This is a genomic window from Streptomyces sp. AM 4-1-1 (genome assembly GCF_029167625.1).
Taxonomy (GTDB): domain Bacteria; phylum Actinomycetota; class Actinomycetes; order Streptomycetales; family Streptomycetaceae; genus Streptomyces.
On record NZ_CP119145.1, the window covers coordinates 2,193,525 to 2,214,710 of the forward strand.

Genomic DNA, 21,186 nt, shown 5'->3' on the forward strand with positions numbered 1-21,186 from the left:
AGAGACCGGGCGGTACGCTTTCACCCCATGGGGATGGGCCATGAATGCGAGACCCACTTCCCTACCGGCCTTACGAGTGGAACGCTTCGTGATCGAACGCTTCGCGCCAAGTTGCCTTGTCGACATAGGGCCGGATGGTGAACCTGTCATTCCGGCACCACGGGAAGCAGTAGATTCGATCATGGGTGTCGAAAACTGGGGACTCGTGCAAGACCGAGGGGAAACGTGCAGGAGCGACAGGCCCGTAAGGACCAGGGAGACGCGAACACCGAGGGGGGCTTAGCGTCATGAGCCAGGACTCCACTGCCGTATCGGAGGCTGCACGAAAGCTCGCGGGACGGCGACGCCGGGAAGTCGTCGCCGTGCTGCTGTTCAGTGGCGGCCCCCTCTTCGAGAGCTCCATCCCGCTCTCCGTATTCGGGATCGACCGCCAGGACGCGGGTGTTCCGCGTTACCGGCTGCTGGTCTGCGGCGGGGAAGAGGGGCCGCTGCGCACCACCGGAGGGCTCGAACTCAGCGCGCCCTACGGGCTGGAGGCGATCAGCAGGGCAGGCACCGTCGTGGTGCCCGCCTGGCGTTCGATCACCTCACCACCGCCCACCGAGGCGTTGGACGCGCTGCGCCGAGCTCACGAAGAGGGCGCACGGATCGTCGGGTTGTGCACCGGCGCGTTCGTGCTGGCCGCCGCAGGTCTGCTGGACGGCCGTCCGGCGACCACACACTGGATGTACGCACCGACGCTGGCCAAGCGCTATCCGTCGGTCCACGTCGATCCGCGTGAGCTGTTCGTCGACGACGGCGATGTGCTCACGTCCGCCGGCACGGCGGCCGGGATCGATCTCTGTCTGCACATCGTGCGCACGGACCACGGCACCGAGGCCGCCGGGGCACTGGCCCGTCGGCTGGTCGTACCGCCGCGCCGCAGTGGCGGTCAGGAGCGCTACCTCGACAGGTCTTTACCTGAGGAGATCGGCTCCGACCCGCTCGCGGAGGTCGTGGCCTGGGCGCTGGAGCATCTGCACGAGCAGTTCGACGTGGAGACGCTGGCCGCGCGCGCCTACATGAGCAGGCGGACCTTCGACCGGAGGTTCCGTTCGCTCACCGGGAGCGCGCCGTTGCAGTGGCTGATCACCCAGCGGGTGCTTCAGGCGCAGCGACTGCTGGAGACGTCCGACTACTCGGTCGACGAGGTCGCGGGCCGCTGCGGCTTCCGCTCGCCGGTCGCGCTGCGTGGCCACTTCAGGCGCCAGCTCGGGTCGTCGCCCGCCACCTACCGGGCCGCCTACCGGGCCCGGCGTCCGCAGGGCGGGGTGCCGGAGTCGGTGACGGCGGTGATGGATTCGGTCGTGCCCGCCCAGGGTGGCCAGCAGGCCCGCCGGGCAGCGGCGGCCGCCGCTCCGCTCGGGGCGTCGGCGACCGCGTCGCCGGTGCCCGCCGGCGCCCGGCCGGACCACGGGAGGGCGGGCGCCGAGGCGTACCTTCCCGGGCGCCCGGCCTTCCCCGGGCAGCGGAGCGCGTCCTAGTGCCGCCGGGACCGCTGCCGTCACGGCACCAGTGCCGTGACGGCAGCGGTCCCGGAGCGTTCCGACCCTGCGGGGCCGGAGCGGTGCGCGGCGTCCTGGCCGTCCCGCCCGGCCCGGCCCTGCCGGGTCGGCGGGGTGCCCCGTAGGGTGGGGCCATGAACGATCGCATGGTGTGGATCGACTGCGAGATGACCGGGCTCTCGTTGGCGGACGACGCACTCATCGAGGTGGCCGCGCTGGTCACCGACTCGGAGCTGAACGTGCTCGGCGAAGGGGTGGACATCGTGATCCGCCCGCCGGACGAGGCCCTGGAGACCATGCCCGAGGTGGTGCGGCAGATGCACACCGCTTCGGGTCTCCTCGACGAGCTGGCGGGGGGCACCACCCTCGCCGACGCGGAGGCGCAGGTCCTGGCCTACGTCCGCGAGCAGGTGAAGGAGCCCGGCAGGGCTCCGCTGTGCGGCAACTCGGTGGGTACCGACCGGGGCTTCCTCGCCCGGGACATGTCTGCGCTGGAGAGCTACCTCCACTACCGGATCGTCGACGTGTCCTCGATCAAGGAGCTGGCGCGCCGGTGGTACCCGAAGGCGTACTTCAGCAGCCCGTCCAAGAGCGGCAACCACCGGGCGCTCGCCGACATCCGTGAGTCCATCGCCGAGCTGCGCTACTACCGGGAGGCGGTCTTCGTACCGCAGCCGGGGCCGGACTCGGACCAGGCGAAGCGGATCGCGGCGCGCCATGTGGTGTCCGCCGAGTAGTCCACCGAGAAGCCGCTGGTCAGGGGTGCTTGTCGGCCCCTGAGCCAGGAAACGGGAATGAGGGCGCGAGCACCCTCCCGGACCCTGTACACTTTTTCTCGGCCGGTCGGAAAGACCGGACGCGGTGGGTATAGCTCAGATGGTAGAGCACCTGGTTGTGGTCCAGGATGTCGCGGGTTCGAGTCCCGTTACTCACCCTGATGGAAGGGCCCCGGTCTTCGGACCGGGGCCCTTCTCCTTTTCCCTTCCCCTTTCCCGTCGGCGGGGCCGGACGGGAAAGGGGGAGGGGTCCGGTCACGTCGAGTCACGTACCACCAGTTCGGTCGGCAGCACGATCTGCGGCCGTCCCGTGCTCTCCCCCGCGATCTCCTGGAGCAGCACCCGTGCCATGGTGCGGCCCATCTCCTCGATCGGCTGGCGCACGCTCGTCAGCGCCGGTTCCATGTGCCGGGCCACCGCCGAGTCGTCGAAGCCGACCAGCGCCACGTCCTGCGGGATGCGGTGGCCCGTCTCGCGCAGGACGTGGCGGGCGCCCGCGGCCATCACGTCGGAACCGGCGAAGACGGCGTCGAGGCCGGGGCAGCGGGCCAGCAGCTCCCGCATGGCGCGGGCACCGCCCTCCTCGGTGAAGTCGGCGGGCGCGATCAGCCGCTCGTCGGGGGCGAGCCCGGCCGCCGCCACGGCCGCCCGGTAGCCGTCGAGGCGGCGCTGAGCGCCGTAGACGTCCAGCCGCCCGGTGATCGTGGCGATCGTCCGGCGGCCCCGGGATATCAGATGGTCGACGGCGCAGCGGGCACCGCCGAAGTTGTCGGAGTCGACGGCGGCGAGCGTTTCGCCGGCCGATCGCCGGCCGCTCATCACCGCCGGCATCCCGAGCTGTTCCAGCAGGTCGGGCAGCGGGTCGTCGGAGTGCACGGAGACCATCAGCACCCCGTCCACGCGGTGTGCGGTCAGATACTGGGCCAGCCGGCGGCGCTCGCGGTCGCTGCCCGCCAGGGTGAGCAGGAGCTGCATCTCGGTGTCGGCGAGAGCCGCGCCCACTCCGCGCACGATGCCGGAGAAGTACGGCTCGGCGAAGAACCTGCCCTCGGGTTCGGGCACGACCAGCGCGATCGCGTCGGTGCGGTTGCCCGCGAGGGCGCGGGCCGCCCGGTTGGGCACGTACCCCAGCTCCGCGACGGCGGCCTCCACGGCCTCCCGGGTGGCGGGGCTGACGTTCGGCGATCCGTTGATCACCCGGGACACCGTCCCCCGCCCCACCCCGGCCAGGGCCGCGACCTCCTCAAGTGTGGGTCGCCGCCCCTGTTTTCCATGTGCAGCCATGGCCGCCCCTCCCAGTCGCCGAAACTTCTCACAGCCCGTCGGGTGAGACAAGTCTCGGTGGCCGGCCGCCCGGGTCCGGTCAGGCGGAGCGGAGCCGGCCGAGGGTGGCCTCCAGTTCGGTACGGGCCGCCAGGGCGGCCGCCTCGGCGTCCCCGGCGGCCACGGACCGCACCAGCTCCTCATGGGTGGCACGGCCGTGGTCCGGGTCGTCGGCGCGCAGTCGCAGCAGTTCCACCAGATCGATGAGCGCCTGTCGCAGGGCGGGGGCGAACTCGGCGAAGAGATCGGTGAGTACGGGGTTGTGGGCGGCGGCCACCACCGCCCGGTGCAGGTCGATGTCCCGGTCGACGAACTCGGAATCGGGTGCCCCCGAGGCGGCGTGCCGGGCCGCCAGAGCCGCGTCGAGGGCGGCCAGGTCCTCGTCCGTGCGGCGTTCGGCGGCCAGCCGGGCCGCCTGGACCTCGATCAGCGTGCGGACCTCGTACACGTCCGTGACCGCGGCCCTGCGCAGCCGTGTCGGCCAGTCCTCCGTGGGGCGGTCGGCGATCACGAACACGCCCGCGCCCTGTCGGGACCGCAGCAGTCCGGTCGCGGCCAGCGCGCGCACCGCCTCACGGACCGTGGAACGGCCCACGCCCAGTGTCCTGGCGAGGGTGGTCTCACCGGGGAGCCTGGTCCCGACCGGCCAGTGTCCGGTGGAGATCTGCTCCCGCAGATGGTCCACGGCCTGTTCGACCAGGGGGCTGGGGCGGAGCGGACCGAGCGGCACGGCGTACACCTGTCAGGTTGTCTGAGGAGTGGGCTTCTGGTTACTGTACCGGGATGACGCTCAGCGGTCTCCTTCTTCTCGGCTGCCGCGGCGGGGCCTGAAGCGATCGGCACCCCGCCGCGGGGTGCCGTGCTGCGCCGGTCGCGTACCGCGATCCGAGAAAGAGACCCCGTCCGATGAACGAGCTCCGCACCCCGGCCCCCCGGAATCCGTCGTCCCCGCCGAGCAGCCCCGAGGTGGACGCGACCGTCTTCCCCACGCTGCGTACGCCCAGCGGGCCGGTACCCGCGACCGCGCCCGCCTGGAACCAGCAGCGGGCCAGCTCCATGCCGTACCACCGCTACCGCTCCGCGTTCGACCGCGTCGAACTGCCCCTGACCGGGCGCACCTGGCCCGACGCCCGGATCGAGCGGGCGCCGCTCTGGGTGCCGGTCGATCTGCGCGACGGCAATCAGGCGCTGGCCGAGCCGATGGACACCCCGCGCAAGCGCCGGATGTTCGATCTGCTCGTGGCCATGGGGTTCAAGGAGATCGAGGTCGGCTACCCGTCCGCGAGCCGGACGGACTTCGACTTCGTCCGCCATCTCGCCGGGAGCGGGGCGGTTCCCGGCGATGTCACCGTGGTCGTCTTCACCCCCGCCAGAGCGGATCTGATCGAGCGGACCTTCGAGTCCGTCGTGGGACTGGACCGCGTGGTCGTCCACCTCTACATCCCGACCGCCCCCGTCTGGCGCGAGGTGGTGCTCGGCCGCAGCCGCGACGAGGTGCACGGGGTGATCCGGGAGGCCGCCACTCTGATGGCCCGGCTGGCCGAGGCCCGGCCCGGCGCCGACATCCGGTTCGAGTTCTCGCCCGAGGTCTTCATCCTCACCGAGCCGGACTACGTGCTGGAGATCTGCGACAGCCTGACCGAGCTGTGGGACGCCTCCCCGGACCGGCCGGTGATCCACAACCTGCCCGCCACCGTGGAGATCGCGACCCCCAATGTGTACGCCGACCAGATCGAGTACATGCACCGCCAGTTGGCCCGGCGGGACTCGGTGATCCTCTCCGTCCACCCGCACAACGACCGCGGTACGGGCGTCGCCTGCGCCGAACTGGCGGTGCTGGCGGGCGCCCAGCGGGTGGAGGGCTGCCTCTTCGGCAACGGCGAACGCACCGGCAACGTCGACCTGGTCAATCTGGCGCTCAATCTGCACGCCCAGGGCGTCGACCCGATGATCGACTTCTCCGACATCGACGAGATCCGCCGCACCGTCGAGCACTGCAACCGGCTGCCGGTCCCGCCCCGCCACCCGTACGGCGGCGATCTGGTGTACACGGCGTTCTCCGGCACCCACCAGGACGCCATCAGCAAGGGCCTGGCCCACCACGCGAGCAGCGGTACGGACCGGTGGGCGGTGCCGTACCTGCCGATCGACCCGGCCGATGTGGGGCGTACGTACGAGGCGGTCATCCGGGTCAACAGCCAGTCGGGCAAGGGCGGCATCGCCCATCTGCTCCGCGGTGACCACGGGGTGGACCTGCCCGCCCGGCTGCGCGCCGACTTCTCCGGGACCGTCCAGTCCGTCACCGACGACAGTGGTCTGGAGGCCACTTCGAAGGATCTGTGGGCACTGTTCGAGGCGACGTATCTGACCCCGGGACGCGACGGCCGGATCGGCCTGACGTCCTGGAGCACCGACCGGAACCCGGCCGGTGAGCACCGCTTCGTCTGCACCCTGCGGATCGGGGACCGCGAGGGTGACTACGAGGGGACGGGCAACGGCCCGGTCTCGGCGTTCACCCGGGCACTGGCCGCCGCCGGGGTCGAGGTGGACGTGGTCGACTTCAGCGAACAGGCGACGGCGGCCGGGCAGGGCGCGTCGGCCGTGGCGTACGCGGAGTGCCGGGTCGACGGGGTGCGGTGCTGGGGCGTCGGACAGGACACGTCCGTACTGACCGCCTCGCTCCTCGCGGTGCTGTCCGCCGTCAACCGGGCGGCGGGCGCGGCCGGCTGAGCCGACGGGCCGAGGAAGCGGGAAGGGGGCGCATCCCGGCCGGTAGTGGGGGGTGGGGGGCCGGCCGGGATGCGCGGGGAGAGATGGTCCGGGTGCGGCGGCGGTGGGGCGCCGCCGCTGGTCAGTGGTAGGCGCCGAACGCCTTGGTGAAGGCGAGCGGTTCCTGGACGATCGAGCTGCACGAGGCGTCGGCGGTGGGCTTCGCGCCGCCCGCGCACGGCTTGTCGCGCGTGCCGGACCACATGGCGAGCCATCCGAGCCGCTTCTCCTGGGCGAACTTCACCAGTTGGGTGGCGTCCTCGACCGTGAAGATCTCGGTGCTGACGTCGTTGACCCCGATCATCGGGGTGACCGCGACGGTCTTCCAGGCGTCGGCGTCGGAGAGTCCGAGCACCCCCTTGAGCTGGGCCTGGGTGGCGGTGGCCGCCTGGACGGCGTAGGTGCCCATGTCGCCGCTGTACGCGGGGCCGTAGTCCATGGCCATCACGTTGACCGCGCCGATGGTGACGCCGTTCGCCCTGGCGTCGGCGACCAGGTCCACTCCGGACCGGGTCAGACCCTCGGGCATGACGGGCAGTGTGAAGGAGACGTCGAGGCCGGGGTGCGACTTCTGGAGCTGTGCGATGGCCTGGGAACGCCGGGTGTTGGCGGCTGTGTCGGGCAGTGCCCCGCCCTCGATGTCGAAGTCGACCTTGGTGAGCCGGTAGGCGTCGATGACCTTGCCGTAGGCGGTGGCGAGGTCGGCGGCGGAGGAGCAGTGCAGGGCGAGTTCGGCTCCGGCCGCGCCGCCGAAGGAGACCCGGACGTCACCGCCCTTGGCGCGCAGCGCGCCGATCTGGGCGGCGACCTTGTCGTCGCCGAGGCCGGTGACACCGCCCCAGAGCGGGGCGCAACTTCCGCCGGAGGTGATGAAGGCGAGGGTGAAGTCCTTCACGCCGGTGCTGTTCGCGGTGGCGACCAGGTCGTACGCCGGATAAAGGGAGGTGTCGACGTAGGGGGTGAAGCGTGCCCCGGTCGTGCCACCTTCGCCACCGCCGCCCGTGCCGCCGCTCGCCGTGGGGGTCGGCGAGGGGGTCGGGTCGGCGGTGGCGGTCCCCGTGGGGGCCGGGGTGGTGGGGGGCACTGTGGGGGTGGGGGTGGCCGTGGGGGCCGGGTCGGGGATGGCGGTCGTGGTGGGGCGGCCGCTGGGCTCGGGGGTGGCGCCGGTGTCGGCGGAACAGGGGGCCCGGTTGATGAGGCAGCCGGAGGGGTCGGCCGCCGTGCCGTCGGACGCGGTGACGAAGCCGATGGTGACGGACCTGCCGGGTGCCAGTTCCTTGTCCCAGGAGGCGGGTTTCACGGTGACGTGGTTGCCGCTGAGGGTGTACTCGGCGTTCCACAGGGAGCCGATCCGTGTGCCCGCGGGGAGGTCGAATTCGAGGGTCCAGTCGGTCTGGACCTGGCCGGTGTCGTTGCTGAGGACGTACTGACCGGTGTAGCCACCGGTCCAGTCGCTGGTCCTGGTGTACGCGGCGCCGACCGACGCCGCCTGGGCCGTACCGGTGAGCGCGAACACCGTGCCGCCGACCACCGCCGCCGCGACGACGGCGCCGACCACCTTGGTCCTGGTGGTCACCGTGCGGCGGTGCGAAGTCGTGCCCATCGAGTGCCTGCCTCTGTCCTACGGGTGCCGGTGGTCGGAAGCAGTACGCTAGCGGTAAGGAATCCGACAAAAGGGACCACCGGCCGCCGCCTCGCTGTTCTTAGGGTTGGCTTAAGGGACGCATGGGGGCTGGTTAAAGAACCGGTCCGGAGCGCGGGACGTCCTGACCGGACCGGATCGGATCTGACCGGGTCGGGTCGGGTCGGACCAGGCGGGACCGGACCAGGCGGGACCGGAGCGGAGCAGGCCGGGGCGCGGACCGGCCGTCAGCCGTTCGTGCGCGAGAACCCACGGCGCCGGCGCCCCACCCGGTGGCCCCGCCGCCCCCGCTCGGCCCGCCGCCCGTGGAGCCCGATCCAGATCCGTACCTCCGCGCCGCCGAGCACCGACCGGCCGATCCGCACATCGCCGCCGGTGGACTCCGCCACCCGGCGGACGATGTCCAGGCCGAGTCCGGTCGAGCCGACCGCGCCGGTCGCTCCCCGGCCGCTGCCGCCGCGGGCCAGCGCCGCATCGGGGTCGTCTATGCCCTGGCCCGCGTCCGAGACCAGCACGATGACCGCGTCCCCCGTGTGGTGCACATCGACGGCGAAGGCGGTGCCCTCGGGGGTGTGCCGGAAGACATTGCCGAGCAACGCGTCGAGCGCGGCGGCGAGTTCGGGGCGGGCGACCGGGAGACGTACCGTACGGTCGACGCCCGCCAGGCTCACCTCGCGGCCCTCGTCCTCGGCGAGCGCCGACCAGAAGGCCATCCGTTCCCGGATCACCTCGGAGGCGTCGCAGCCCGCGCCGGGGCCGGTGAGCGGGCCCTGGGCGGGGCGTTGTTCGCGTGCGGTCCGGATGATCGTGTCGACCTCGTGCTCCAGCTGCTCCACGGCGGCCCGGGTCTGCTCGGCGGCGGGCCCCTCGCCCAGCGAGGCGGTGTTGAGCCGGAGCACGGTCAGCGGGGTACGCAGCCGGTGCGACAGATCGGCGGCCAACTCACGTTCGTTCGCCAGGAGCTGTACGACCTGATCGGCCATGGAGTTGAACGCGATGGCCGCGGAGCGCAGTTCGGCGGGGCCCTCCTCCGGGACCCGGGTGCCGAGCATGCCCTCGCCCAGGTCCTGCGCGGCGGCGGCGAGCCGTTGGGCGGGCTCGACCATCCGCAACCCGAGCCGGTCGGCGACGGCGACCGATCCGACGATCAGCGCGACGCCGACGCCCGCCAGCATCAGCCAGGCGGTGGTGACGCCGTTGGAGACCTCGTCTTCGGGGACGAACACCTCGACGACGGCGATGTCCCCGGAGCCGAGCGCGGTCGGCTGGAGGAGCGCCGAGCCTCCCGGCACCTCGGCCACCGAGGCACGGCCGAGGCGCCGGGTGGTCTCCAGGTCCTTGGCGGCGGCCCGCCGGTTGCCGATCACCAGGGGACGTCCACCCGGTTCCTCGGCGGCGGGGATGTGGACGGCGAGGCGGCCCGCGTCACCCGCTTCGGTGGAGTGGACGGCCCGCTCCAGCTCCTCCTGGTCGGTGGTGATGGAGAGGGTCGGGCCGATGGTCGCGGCCTGCCGTTCGGCGTCGGAGAACGCCCGGTCGCGGGCCATCTCCTTGACGACGAGGCCGAGCGGCACGGCGAACGCGACCACGACCATGACGGTGACGGCCAGACTGACCTTGACGAGCGCCCATCTCATGCGGGCGGCTCGACGCCGGGCCGTCCGCTACCGGCCCGGCCCGTCGCCGGGGCTCCCGCCACCGGCGGTTCGAGCTTCACCCCGACGCCGCGCAGGGTGTGCAGATAGCGCGGCCGGGCCGCCGTCTCGCCGAGCTTCCGGCGCAGCCAGGAGAGGTGGACGTCGATGGTCTGGTCGTCGCCGTAGGACTGCTGCCAGACCTCGGCGAGGAGTTCCTTGCGCGCCACGACGACCCCGGGCCGTCCGGCGAGGAAGGCCAGCAGGTCGAACTCGCGGCGCGTCAGGTCCAGTACCTCGCCGTCCAGTTCCGCCTGGCGGCGGAGCGGGTCGATGGAGAGGCCGCCGACCTGGATGGCGCGCGGCGGTGGTGCGTCGGTCCCGGCCGCACGCGAGCGGCGCAGGACGGCGGCCATCCGCGCCGAGAGGTGCTCCACCGAGAACGGTTTGGTCAGATAGTCGTCGGCGCCGTCGTTGAGCAGCCGGACGATCTCGTTCTCGTCGTCCCGCGCGGTCGCGATGATCACGGGTACGTCGGTGATGGAGCGGAGCATCTTCAGTGCCTCGGCGCCGTCGAGGTCGGGCAGCCCGAGGTCGAGGATGACCACGTCGAACCGGATGTGCGCCACTTCGCGGAGCGCTTCGAGCGCGGTGCCGACACTCCGTACCGTGTGGGATGCCTCGGTGAGGTGCCGGATGAGGGCGGATCGCACGAACTGGTCGTCCTCGACCACGAGCACACTTGCCATGGGCGGCACCGTACGCCATTCGGCCCTGCCCGGTCCCCTCCGGTGCGGCGCCCACCGTTCGTGGTGGAAGATGTCCCGGATGCAACGAGGACTCGTACACGCGCTCGCGTGGTCGCTCGCCACCGGGGCGGCCGTCACGCTGTCGTGGTGGGGAGTGCACACGGTGATGGCCGGGACGGCCTATGACCCGCCGCGCGCCCTGCCCATCTCGAAGAGCGCCCGTGGCGGCGGGGGTTCCGACGCGCTGTCGTCCTCGACGCACCGCCCCGAGCCGGTCGCCTCACCGTCCCCGAGCGCCACCCGGTCCCCGACGCCGCGTCCTCCGAAGCCGTCGGAGCCACCGCCGAAGCCCGCCGCGAGCACCCCGAGCAGCCCGCCCGCCCGGCCCAGACCGTCCGCGACGAAGACGAAGACGTCGAGCTCGGTGAGCAGTTACGGGACGGAGGGCGGCCGGGTCGTCCTGGAGATGGAGGACGGCGCGGCGAAGCTGGTCTCGGCGACGCCGCGGTCGGGCTGGTCGATGCGGGTCTGGACGAACACGACGTGGGTGCGGGTGGACTTCGCGGGGAACGACACGACGATCACGGTGTTCTGCACCTGGAACGACCACGAGCCACAGGTGGACATCGAGCGGCACTGAGCCGGGGCGGCCGGGCGACGGCTTCCGGATGACCGTGTTCCGGCGACGGCGTACCGATGACGGTGTCCGGACGGCGACTGCGTACCGATGACGGTGTCCGGACGGCGACTGCGTACCGATGACGGTGTCCGGACGGCGACTGCGTACCGATGACGGTGTCCGGACGGCGACTGCGGCCGGACGGCGACGGCCGGATGGCGGTGTCCGGGCGACGGCGTACCGATGACGGTGTGACGGTGTCCGGGCGACGACGTACCGACGACGGCATCCGGGAGACGGCGTACAGGAGACGGTATCCGGAGGCGACGTACCGCCCTCGTGCCGTCCCGTCAGTGGAAGGTGTCGGGCGGTGGCGCGGGGGACGGCCGGGCGTCCGCGTCGGTGACGGGCGCCGCGCCACCGGTGAAGTCGGTCAGCGCGCGGCCGTGTTCGACCCGTCCGGCGTACGGGTCGCTCGCCACCCGGCGGGTCAGTTCGGCGACCGGCAGCGGTACGGCGGACGCGAGCAGCACGGCGTTGCCGAATCTGCGGCCCCGCAGCACGGGCGGGTCGGCGGCCAGCGCCAGTTCGGGGAAGACGGTGGCGGCGGTGGCGATCTGGCCACGCAGATGGGTGAGCGGAGGTCCGTCCGCGAGGTTGGCGGTGTACTGCCCGTCCGGCTTCAGTACGCGGCGGACCTCGGTGAGGAATTCGGTGCTGGTGAGGTGCGCGGGGGTACGGGCCCCGCCGAAGACGTCGGCGACGACGAGGTCCGCCCAGTCGTCCGGGACCTTGCCGAGTCCGGCGCGGGCGTCGGTGGAGCGGACCCGGACGCGGGCCTGCGGGTCCAGCGGCAGTTCCCTGCGCACCAGCTGGACGAGTGGCCCGTCCACCTCGACGATCTGCTGGGTGGAGCGGGGGCGGGTGGCCGCGATGTAGCGGGCGAGGGTGAAGGCGCCACCGCCGAGGTGCACGACGTGCAGGGGCTGCTGGGGCGGGGCGGCGAGGTCGGCGATGTGGCCGAACCTGCGCTGGTACGCGAAGGAGAGGTGCGTGGGGTCGTCGAGGTCCACATGGGACTGCGGGGCGCCGTCGACGGTGAGCGTCCAGGCACGGGGCCGCTCACGGTCGGGTATCAGCTCGGCGAGACCGCCGTCCACCGGCTCGGCGAGGGGGTCCCGGTTGCGCTCCGGCCGCTTCCGGCCGCTCGGACCCCCTGTCGACGCTTCTCGACGTGCCACGCGTGTCCGCCCTCGCTGATCCGGTCCGGTCCCGGCTCCGGTCCGGTCCGGTCCCACTGAGTTCATCGTGGGCGGGAATCCGGCCACCTGGCCATTATGGGCTCAGCTGCGGTTGTCGGCCGCCGCGATCATCCGGGCCGCCTCGTCCAGGGCCTCGCGCAGCACGGCCGGGTCGGTGACCGGTGCGTCGCCCCGGGGCGGCAGCAGCCAGCCGGTGCCGGCGGCGGGCGGCTCGGTGGGGATGCGCAGTCCGCGGCCGTTCGTCTCCGTACAGGCACTGCCCGGTACGTCCCAGCCCGCGGCGGTGCCGGGCGGCACGAGGAAACCGAGCGTGTCGCAGGCCCCGTCGTGGATCACCGGGCCCACGGCCTCCTGGTCCGCGCCGCGGCGCAGGATGTCCACGGCCTCCAGCCCCTGACGGGCCGGTACGGTCACCAGATCGCAGGGCTCGGTGCGTCCGGCGTCACCACCGGACGCCTCCTGGGGTGTGCCGATTCCTTCGGTGGTCCGGCCGAGATGCAGCATCGGGACTCTCTCCTTCTTCGTCACCGGGCGGAGCCACGCCCCGTCTCCGCATGGACCAACGCCCCGAACACGTCAAGGGCTACGGCGTCGCACCGCTGCAAAGGGTGGCAGTTCATGGCGGATCGTGGGCGGGATGCCCCCTTTTGCTTGCAAACAGTGTGTGTACGCCCCGTCACAGACGGTACGTTCTTGCTCTGCCGGGACTGTCGAAACAGGCGACCGGCCGCTCCAGAGAGGGCTCCGCCATGGTGTCGACACGGGCAGTTCCCAACCTCGTCTTCCGGCGGCTGCGCGGACAGCGCTCCGCGGGGGAGTTCGCGGCGGCCGTCCGCAGGGCCGCTCGCGAGATCGGTGAGCAGGTCGCGTGTGACGCCCGGTACATCGGACGCGTGGAGTCCGGCGAGATCCGCTGCCCCAACTACGCGTACGAACGGGTGTTCCTGCACATGTTCCCGGGAACCACTCTGACGGATCTGGGCTTCTCGGCCCGCGAGTCCGTGCGCGGCCGAGCGGCGCGCACCTCGCCCCGGGCGGCCCTGCCGCGCCCCACGATTCCACCGCCCCCCACGCTCCACAGCGAAACCGACGAGGAGAGCGACGTGCTGCGTCGCGTATTCATCACCAGCGGCACCACCACCGTGGCCGCCGCTTCCCTGGGCCTCGGTCTCGGTGGCACCGCCACCGCGGCCGGACTGCCCGTACCACCCCTGATGGCCGCGGTGCCGGCCCAGCGCCGGGTCGGCGAGGCCGAGGTCAGCGCCGTCGAGAAGGCGGTCCGGGAGATCCGGGTGCTCGACGACCGGCTCGGCGCCGACGGACTCTACCGGCAGGCCGCCCAGCCGCTGCGCGCCGCCTACGCCCTGCTCGACACCGGGACGACCGGCCGCCGGGCCACCGCCGACCGGCTGCACTCGGGCGCGGGCGAACTGGCGATCTCGGTCGGCTGGCTGGCCCATGACTCGGGCCGCTTCGACGACGCGCGCTCGCACTACGCCGAGGCGCTCGCCACCGCGCGGGTGGCGGGCGACCCGGCGCTGGAGGCGCACGCCTTCTGCAACACGTCGTTCCTGGCCAGGGACACCGGCCGGCCCCGGGAGTCGCTACGGGCGGCGGAGGCCGGACTACGGGCCGCCGAACCGCTCGGTTCGGCCCGGCTGCGCGCGCTGCTCACCCTGCGCGAGGCGGGCGGCCGGGCCGGGCTCGGTGACCGGACGGGCTGCGAGCGGGCGATCGGCCGGGCGCACACCGCTTTCGGACGCGGTCCGTCCGACGCCGATCCGGAGTGGATGTCGTTCTTCCGGGAGGCGGAGCTGGAGATCCTGGAGGCCCAGTGCTGGTCGGCGCTGGGCGAATGGTCCCGGGCCGCCGGGCACGCCCGCCGTGCCACCCGGCTCCAGGACCCGCACTTCACCCGGAACATGGCCCTGTACCGCGCCGAGCTGACCATCGATCTGGCCCGCGCGGGCGTCGCGGACGAGGCCGCGGCGGCGGGCCACCAGGTGCTCGACCTGCTGGACCGGGTCCGGTCGACCCGCGTCCGGGGCATGTTGGCGGGCGCGGCGGACGTACTGCGCCCGCGGCGCGGGTCGGCCGAGGTCGCGGGCTTCCTCGACCGGTACGCGGAGTTCGTCGAGGCGGAGACCGCGCGGAGGTGAGGGCCGCGCGGAGGTGAGGGCCGCGCGGTCCACGAGGGCGGGGCTTGGCCGGCCGACGGACGCGGGGTCCGGTCGGTACGGGGGTACGGGAACCGCTCGGGACCGGGGTACGAGACCCGCCGCCCCGCAGGCGCGCCGCCCCGCAAGCACGAGACCCCGCCGCCTCGCAGGCACGGAGGCTGGCCGGTCCGCAGGCACGGAGGCCGCCCGGTACCGGGTTACGACATCCGGTCGGCGCACAGGGCCGCGACCGTTGGGCCGGCCGCTCCCCAGGACTCCACAGGCACTCCGCAGGTCCGATCCGTGCCCCCAGGCGCCACGGCCCGTCCGGCCCGCACGCGCCGGGGCCGGTCAGTCCGCGAGGTGTCCGGTGTCGTTCCAGCGCTCCACGGCGGGCGCGTCGTACGCCCAGCCCAGCACGGACAGTGACGTGGGGTCGAGCCGGATCTTCGCGCCGAACGACACGTCCTCGCCGAGCCAGCGGGCGCCCAGCGCCCGCAGGATGTGGCCGTGCGCGAAGACCAGGACGTCCCGGTCGGCCGAGCGGACCCGGTCGACGATCGTGTCGGCGCGGGCGGACAGCTCGGCCAGCGTCTCGCCGTCGGGCACCCCGTCACGCCAGATGAACCAGTCGGGCCGGTCCGCCTTGATCTGGGCGGGGGTCAGCCCCTCGTACGCCCCGTAGTCCCACTCCATGAGCGCGTCCCACGGCTCGGCGCGGTCCCCGAAACCCGCGATCTCGCAGGTCTCACTGGCCCGGACCAGCGGACTCGTCAGGATCTCCGTGTCCGGCAGGCCCGCCCACGGCGCCCGGTGCAGCCGCTCCCCCAGCAGCTTCGCGCCCTCGCGGCCCGAGTCGAGCAGCGGGATGTCCGTCCGGCCCGTGTGGTTGCCGTTGACGGACCATTCGGTCTGCCCGTGCCGGGCGAGCAGGATACGCGGTGCCATGACGGCTCTCCCTGAGACTTCCGAGACTGCGCTGACGTCGATTCCGATACTGCTGTGGTCGCTGCGATGACACCCGGCCACGGAGTCTGAGAGGGTGCTCCCGGGACCACGGGCCGGGCACGAGCCGGGTCCCGGACCATGCGGGGGGCCGGTTCGATCATCCCTCTCCATCATCGCGTACGCGCGGGAGAGGCAACCTCCGGGGCCCGACCGGCGTCCTCCTCTGCGCACGATCGAGGCGGACCGCGAGCAGATCCGTGCGGGGAGGGGTGTCCGGCCGGGGCACCCCAGCGGGAGACACGGCCCACACAGACCGTACGGTTGAACGCCCGCCGTCGGCCGCACGAAACACATGATGGAGAGCTTCCGGATGCCGCACGCCACCACCGCGCCCGTGCAACGCCACCGGCCCCGATGGTGGACCGAACTGCCGCTGATCGCGGTCGTGTACGCGTTGTACTCGGCGGGCCGGCTGCTGGTCCGGGGAGACGTCGCGACCGCCGTCGACCACGGTCTGGCCATCCTCCATCTGGAACAGACCCTCCGTCTGAACGCCGAGCACCCCCTGAACCGGCTGCTCACCGCCCACCCCTCCATCGGCGTCCCGGCCGACTTCGCGTACGCCTCCCTGCACTACGTCGTGACCCCGGCGGTCCTGATCTGGATCTTCCGGCGGCACTCCGCCGCGTACCGCGCCGCGCGCACCTGGCTGATGACGTCCACGCTGCTGGGGCTGATCGGCTTCACGCTGCTGCCGACGTGCCCGCCCCGGCTGCTCGACGCCGGGCACGGCTTCGTCGACACGATGGCCCAGTACAGCTCGTACGGCTGGTGGGGCGCGGAGGCGAGCGCGCCGCGCGGGCTCGGCGGGATGACCAACCAGTACGCGGCGATGCCGAGCCTGCACGTCGGCTGGGCGCTGTGGTGCGGGATTCTGCTGTGGCGGCACGGCCGCCATCCGGCCGTGCGGGCCGTGGGCGTGGCGTATCCGCTGGTCATCACCTTCGTGGTGATGGGCACCGCGAACCACTACTTCCTCGACGCCGTCGCGGGCGCCGCCGTGATGGGCGTCGGCGCGCTGCTCGCCACCCCCGTCGCACGGCTCGCCGACCGGGTCACCGCCCGGTGCCGGGACCGGGTCGCGGTCCGGTTCCCGAGCCGCTTCGCGACAGCCGGCGCGGGCGCGGGGGCGACCGTTGTCAGTGCCGGGTGCGAGACTTCGGCGGGTGAGCGAATCCCCGGCCAGCGGACCTCCTCCGCAGATCCCATCGACGCGGCGTCCCCAGCGGCCTCCGGCGGAACCGCGACCGCCGGGGACGCTCCGGCAGCGGCTCGCTGAGCTGCGCGGACCGGCCGTCGCGCCGCGTCCGCTGGACGCCCGCGCGCTGGCCGCCCTAGCCGCCAATCCGGGCTGCCGGCGCCGGGCCCTGCTGGACGGCGCCGGGGTCGACAAGGGGGCGCTGGCGAAGGCGCTCGGTTCCCCCGCCGCGTTCGGCCAGTCGCAGTTCGCCTTCATGCGCGGCAACGCCTTCGAGGCGAAGGTCAAGGCCGACGGCGGTACGGAGCTGCTGCGCCTGCTGTTCGAACGGCTGGGCGGCGACTGCCCGGCCCCGGACACCGTCCACGTACCCGATCTGAGCGCGTCCGGGCCGCAGGGCCGTGCGGCGCGCACCGCGCTCGCGCTGCGGGAGGCGACGGTGGCGGGCCACTGGGCGCTGCTCGACCATCCGCTGCTGGCCCTGGAGGTGGCGGGGTCGCCGGCCTATCTGGAGCCGGACGCCGTGGTGGTCCGGCCCGACGGGCGGTGGACGGTCGTCGAGATCAAGTCGTTCCCCATGATCGACAGTGCGGCGGACCCGGCGAAGGTGGGCGCGGCGGCCCGGCAGTCGGCCGTGTACGTGCTGGCGCTGGAGCGGGTCGCCGCGGTCACCGAGGGCGCGGAGGTCGGGCACCGGGTGCTGCTGGTCTGCCCGAAGGACTTCTCGAACGTGCCGACCGCCTCGGTCGTCGACGTGCGCAAGCAGCGGGCCGTCACCTCTCGCCAGTTGGCCAGGCTGACCCGGATCGAGGACATCGCGGCGGCCCTGCCTGAGGGCACCACGTTCGATCCGGAGGCCCCTGCGGAGGAGCTGACGGCGGCCGTCGAGTCGGTCGGCGCGTCCTACGCCCCGGAGTGCCTGGCCGCGTGCGAGCTGGCGTTCCACTGCCGGTCCCGGGCCCGGGAGGCGGGCGCGGTGGAGGCGTTGGGCCGGTCGGTCCGGGGCGAGCTGGGCGGTCTGACGACGGTCGGCGCGGTGCTGGCCGCCGCCGCGGGCAAGGAGGGCGATCCGGCGGACCCGGCGGTCGCCGCGCTGCGCCGGGCGGCTGCCCTGCGCGCAGAGGCGCTGGGAGGCGCCCGCACCCGGGCACTCGACGGCCCTGGAGCGCGGGCACTCGCGGACGTCCGCACCCGGGAAGGCGCACCGGCATGTCCCTGATCAACACGCTGGCCCGGTTCGAGGCCGTGGACACGGGCCGGGCGCAGCCCCTCGCGACGGTCCGGCACCGCCATCTCACGGACCGGCCGCTGGTGCTGGTGCCGCTGACCACCGCCGGGGAGGCGGGCGCCCCGCTCGGTGCGCTGGTCGGCACCGACCGGGACGCGCCCCGGCTGCTGACGGTTTCCCAGCCGCGCGACCGCGAGCTGCGGTTCGCGTTCCTCGCGGAGCTTGCCGAGGCGGTGCTGCCGCACATCGAGGCGTACGCCGACGTGGTGGAGCCCGCCGAGCGGAGCGAGACCGATCCGGAGACCGGGAAGCGGGTCAAGGTCGAGGTGGAGCTGTGCGCGGACGCGGCGCAGCTGATCGTGCCGAGCCGGGCGGGCATCGAGTTCGTACGGCTGCTGGGGCGCTCCATGCGGTTCCGGCGCACCGCCGAGGACGATCCGGACACGCCGTATCCCGCGCCCGTGCGGGTGCCGCTGCTGGGCCGCTGGCTGACGCACTACGGGGAGCGGGCCCGGGTGCCGGGCTCCTCGCTGCTGCTCGCCGCGACCGATCTGCTGAACCGGCACTGGGCGACCGGGCAGTCCACGCTGGAGGACCAGCATCTGGGCGCGCTGCTCGCCTGGATCACGGCCGAGGACGGGGCGGGCGCGGAGGCCGCGTTCCGGGCCGAGGTGGGCCGTGACCGCGATGGGCAGCTGAAGTGCCCGCCCGCCGGTCCCGCGACGGACCCGGCGTTCGACAACCGGCTGCTGGCACCCGCGATCGACCGGTACGACCGGGCGCGTACGGCGCTGGCGGCGGCCGAGGACGGGTCCGAGGCGGACAGCGGGCTGCGGGAGCTGGCCACCGCCGAGCGGGAGATCCGGTCGCTGCTGGCCGGGGTCATGCTGCCGACCTGGCACGCGGTGTGGCGGGGACTGGATCTGCTGCGGGAGCTGCCGGAGGGGGCCGCGGCCGGGGACCGCTGGACCCGGGACCGCTGGTCGTTCACCGGTCATCGGGACCGGGTGGCGGCCGGGGAGCCGCCGCAGCCGCGCCGGGACGACGCGGTGACGGCGGCGCGGAAGCTGGCGGCGCGGGAGACGGCGCAGGCCCAGTTGGAGGCCCAGGAGGCGCTGGACGATCCGCTGGTGCTGGCGGGGCGGCGGCTGACCGGTGAGGCGTTCGTGGCCGAGGTGACGGGGGTGGAGATGGCCTACAGCGAGTCGAAGCGGCCGTCGCCCCGCCCGCTGGTCACCGTCATGACCGGGGACCGGCCGCAGCTGGGTGAGCGGACGAAGGTGTACCGCTCGCTGGACGGCAAGCCGCAGACCGCGGAGTTCGTGCGCCACTGCGCGGCGGCGGACGGCCCGGGTGCGGAAGAGGACGGCCCGGGTCCCGGAGGGGCGGGGCCGGGAGGAGCGGGCCCGGCGGAAACGGGTCCGGGAGGAGCGGGTCCGGCGGACAGCCGGGGAGCGGGAGAGGACGGCCCGGGTCCCGGAGGGGCGGGGCCGGACGGAACGGGCCCGGGAGAAACGGGTCCGGCGGACGGCGGACGGGATTCGGACGCGGCCGGGGAGGCAGGGAGCGGCGGGGGTTCGCTGGTGCTGCGCGTCCTGGACCGGATGGGCCGGGGCCGGGAGCCCGCTCCGGGGTCCGTGCCGGAGCCCGGCGAGGTGATCGTCTGGACGCTGTTCGAGCACGATCAGCGCGGCGGGCCGAAGCTGCCCGATCCGGAGGAGACCCCGTGGACCCACGGCGGTCCGCCGGGCGCCGCCGGAGACCCTGAGCATCCCGACCCGGTGACCGCGGAGGACCTGCTGTGACGACCGTATTCGATCCGGGCGCGGCGGCGGGCCTGGCGACCGCGAAGATCCTGGACGACACGCTGAACGGCACGGCCAGGGGGGTCGTGGTGGACTCCCCGCCGGGTGCGGGCAAGTCGACGCTCGTGGTCCGGGCCGCGCTCGAACTCGCTGCGGCCGGACGGCCGTTGATGGTGGTGGCGCAGACCAACGCACAGGTCGACGACCTGGTGGTGCGGCTGGCCGAGAAGGAACCCGGGCTGCCGGTGGGGCGGCTGCACAGCAACGACTCCGATCCGTACGACAAGGTCCTGGACGGCCTGGACAACGTACGGAAGTCGTCGAAGGCCGCCGATCTGGCGGGGCTCGACGTGGTGATCTCGACGGCGGCGAAGTGGGCCCATGTGACGAACGTCGAGCCGTGGGGGCACGCGATCGTCGACGAGGCTTACCAGATGCGTTCGGACGCGCTGCTGGCCGTCGCCGGGCTCTTCGAGCGGGCGCTGTTCGTCGGTGACCCGGGGCAGCTGGACCCGTTCTCGATCGTGGGCGCGGACCAGTGGGCGGGACTGTCGTACGACCCGTCGGCCAGTGCGGTCTCCACGCTGCTGGCGCACAATCCGGAGCTGCCTCAGCACCGGCTGCCGGTCTCCTGGCGGCTGCCCGCGTCCGCCGCGCCGCTGGTATCGGACGCGTTCTACCCGTACACGCCCTTCCGCAGCGGCACGGACCACGGGGACCGGCGGCTGTCGTTCGGTGTCCCGTCGGACGGTTCGGGGCCGGACCGGGTGCTGGACGAGGCGGCGGAGTCCGGCTGGGGACTGCTCGAACTCCCGGCGCGCCACACCCCCCGCACCGATCCCGAGGCGGTGCGGGCGGTCGCCCTGGTGGTGCGCAGGATGCTGGACCGGGGCGGGGTGGCGACGAGCGAGCGCTCCCCGGACCCGGTGCCGCTCACCGCCGACCGGATCGCGGTCGGCACGGCCCACCGGGACCAGGCGGCGGCGGTGCGGGCCGCGCTGGCGGAGCTGGGGGTGACGGGGGTGGCGGTGGACACCGCGAACCGGCTCCAGGGCCGCGAGTTCGACGTCACGGTGGTGCTCCACCCGCTGTCCGGGCGTCCGGACGCGACGGCGTTCCATCTGGAGGCGGGCCGGCTGTGCGTCCTGGCCTCGCGCCACCGTCACGCCTGCGTCGTGGTGTGCCGGGCGGGCGTCGCGGACCTCCTGGACGAACACCCCTCGACGGAGCCGGTCCAGTTGGGCGTGACGGTGAAGTTCCCGGACGGCTGGAACACCATGATCACCACCTGGGAACACTGGTCCGGCCACCGGGTGTCCTGGCGTCCTTGAACGGGACGGGCAGGTGGGGGCGGACACGGCGGGACAAAGGCGGGGCGGACAGGGGGCGACAGAGGCGGGGCGGGCGAGGTGGTCGCCACGGCCCGGCCTACGGACCGGACCGGGCCGGGTCAGACCGGGTCGGGCCGGA

17 protein-coding genes and 1 tRNA gene are annotated in these 21,186 nt (G+C 73.4%); 10 read left to right on the forward strand and 8 right to left on the reverse strand.

Annotated features, from left to right (window positions below):
* The first annotated feature begins 287 nt into the window (after positions 1–287).
* From PZB75_RS09150 to PZB75_RS09160, 3 genes are all read left to right on the forward strand, one after another.
* Positions 288–1,523 carry a helix-turn-helix domain-containing protein gene (locus tag PZB75_RS09150; RefSeq protein WP_275534796.1) on the forward strand — a complete coding sequence of 412 codons (1,236 nt, stop codon included), beginning with the start codon at positions 288–290 and terminating at the stop codon, positions 1,521–1,523.
* Positions 1,524–1,678: 155 nt separating this feature from the next.
* Positions 1,679–2,281 (forward strand): oligoribonuclease, encoded by a 603-nt coding sequence (gene orn, locus PZB75_RS09155; RefSeq protein ID WP_275534797.1) that lies wholly within the window; start codon positions 1,679–1,681, stop codon positions 2,279–2,281.
* Between the two features lie 124 nt (positions 2,282–2,405).
* A tRNA-His gene (locus PZB75_RS09160) sits at positions 2,406–2,478 on the forward strand.
* A gap of 97 nt (positions 2,479–2,575) precedes the next feature.
* Here PZB75_RS09160 and PZB75_RS09165 read toward each other — a convergent pair.
* Together PZB75_RS09165 and PZB75_RS09170 are read right to left on the reverse strand one after the other, a co-directional pair.
* The gene (locus PZB75_RS09165) at positions 2,576–3,604 is read right to left on the reverse strand and encodes a LacI family DNA-binding transcriptional regulator (RefSeq protein ID WP_275534798.1); all 1,029 of its coding nucleotides are present in this window, start codon (positions 3,602–3,604) and stop codon (positions 2,576–2,578) included.
* A gap of 79 nt (positions 3,605–3,683) precedes the next feature.
* Complete coding sequence (locus PZB75_RS09170) at positions 3,684–4,373, reverse strand: FCD domain-containing protein (protein ID WP_275534799.1); 690 nt, start codon at positions 4,371–4,373, stop codon at positions 3,684–3,686.
* A 326-nt stretch (positions 4,374–4,699) separates the two neighbouring features.
* Between PZB75_RS09170 and leuA the strand changes: the two genes are divergently transcribed.
* Positions 4,700–6,373 (forward strand): 2-isopropylmalate synthase, encoded by a 1,674-nt coding sequence (gene leuA, locus PZB75_RS09175; RefSeq protein WP_275538648.1) that lies wholly within the window; start codon positions 4,700–4,702, stop codon positions 6,371–6,373.
* 121 nt (positions 6,374–6,494) lie between these two features.
* Here leuA and PZB75_RS09180 read toward each other — a convergent pair whose 3' ends face one another.
* The 3 genes from PZB75_RS09180 to PZB75_RS09190 all read right to left on the reverse strand — a co-directional run bounded on the left by PZB75_RS09180 (position 6,495) and on the right by PZB75_RS09190 (position 10,437).
* Positions 6,495–8,015 (reverse strand): cellulose binding domain-containing protein, encoded by a 1,521-nt coding sequence (locus tag PZB75_RS09180; protein ID WP_275534800.1) that lies wholly within the window; start codon positions 8,013–8,015, stop codon positions 6,495–6,497.
* Positions 8,016–8,281: 266 nt separating this feature from the next.
* Positions 8,282–9,691 (reverse strand): HAMP domain-containing sensor histidine kinase, encoded by a 1,410-nt coding sequence (locus PZB75_RS09185; protein ID WP_275534801.1) that lies wholly within the window; start codon positions 9,689–9,691, stop codon positions 8,282–8,284.
* A complete protein-coding gene (locus PZB75_RS09190) occupies positions 9,688–10,437 on the reverse strand; it encodes a response regulator transcription factor (RefSeq protein ID WP_275534802.1) in 750 nt (249 codons plus the stop codon). The genes PZB75_RS09185 and PZB75_RS09190 overlap by 4 nt, the downstream gene beginning before the upstream one ends.
* 79 nt (positions 10,438–10,516) lie before the next feature.
* Between PZB75_RS09190 and PZB75_RS09195 the strand changes: the two genes are divergently transcribed.
* A complete protein-coding gene (locus PZB75_RS09195) occupies positions 10,517–11,077 on the forward strand; it encodes a hypothetical protein (RefSeq protein ID WP_275534803.1) in 561 nt (186 codons plus the stop codon).
* Positions 11,078–11,406: 329 nt separating this feature from the next.
* Here the strand turns inward: PZB75_RS09195 and PZB75_RS09200 are convergent, their stop codons facing one another.
* Both PZB75_RS09200 and PZB75_RS09205 read right to left on the reverse strand, forming a co-directional pair.
* Positions 11,407–12,297, reverse strand: coding sequence for a fused MFS/spermidine synthase (locus PZB75_RS09200; protein ID WP_275534804.1), 891 nt, complete (start codon positions 12,295–12,297; stop codon positions 11,407–11,409).
* Positions 12,298–12,399: 102 nt separating this feature from the next.
* On the reverse strand, positions 12,400–12,822 hold the full coding sequence (locus tag PZB75_RS09205; RefSeq protein ID WP_275534805.1) for a hypothetical protein: 423 nt from the start codon (positions 12,820–12,822) through the stop codon (positions 12,400–12,402).
* A gap of 245 nt (positions 12,823–13,067) precedes the next feature.
* Between PZB75_RS09205 and PZB75_RS09210 the strand changes: the two genes are divergently transcribed.
* On the forward strand, positions 13,068–14,477 hold the full coding sequence (locus PZB75_RS09210; RefSeq protein ID WP_275534806.1) for a tetratricopeptide repeat protein: 1,410 nt from the start codon (positions 13,068–13,070) through the stop codon (positions 14,475–14,477).
* A gap of 351 nt (positions 14,478–14,828) precedes the next feature.
* On the opposite strand, the gene PZB75_RS09215 is transcribed toward PZB75_RS09210, so the two are convergent.
* Positions 14,829–15,425, reverse strand: a complete 597-nt coding sequence (locus tag PZB75_RS09215; protein WP_275534807.1) for a histidine phosphatase family protein — start codon at positions 15,423–15,425, stop codon at positions 14,829–14,831.
* A 370-nt stretch (positions 15,426–15,795) separates the two neighbouring features.
* Between PZB75_RS09215 and PZB75_RS09220 the strand changes: the two genes are divergently transcribed.
* The 4 genes from PZB75_RS09220 to PZB75_RS09235 are packed head-to-tail and all read left to right on the forward strand — an operon-like array spanning position 15,796 to position 21,047.
* Complete coding sequence (locus tag PZB75_RS09220) at positions 15,796–16,764, forward strand: phosphatase PAP2 family protein (protein WP_275534808.1); 969 nt, start codon at positions 15,796–15,798, stop codon at positions 16,762–16,764.
* Positions 16,652–17,902 carry a hypothetical protein gene (locus PZB75_RS09225; protein WP_275534809.1) on the forward strand — a complete coding sequence of 417 codons (1,251 nt, stop codon included), beginning with the start codon at positions 16,652–16,654 and terminating at the stop codon, positions 17,900–17,902. Before PZB75_RS09220 ends, PZB75_RS09225 begins: the two co-directional genes overlap by 113 nt.
* Entirely contained in the window at positions 17,893–19,716 is a 1,824-nt protein-coding gene (locus tag PZB75_RS09230; RefSeq protein WP_275534810.1) for a hypothetical protein, read from the forward strand. Before PZB75_RS09225 ends, PZB75_RS09230 begins: the two co-directional genes overlap by 10 nt.
* Positions 19,713–21,047: an AAA domain-containing protein gene (locus tag PZB75_RS09235; RefSeq protein WP_275534811.1), complete on the forward strand. Its 1,335-nt coding sequence runs from the start codon at positions 19,713–19,715 to the stop codon at positions 21,045–21,047. The genes PZB75_RS09230 and PZB75_RS09235 overlap by 4 nt, the downstream gene beginning before the upstream one ends.
* Positions 21,048–21,186: the final 139 nt, after the last annotated feature.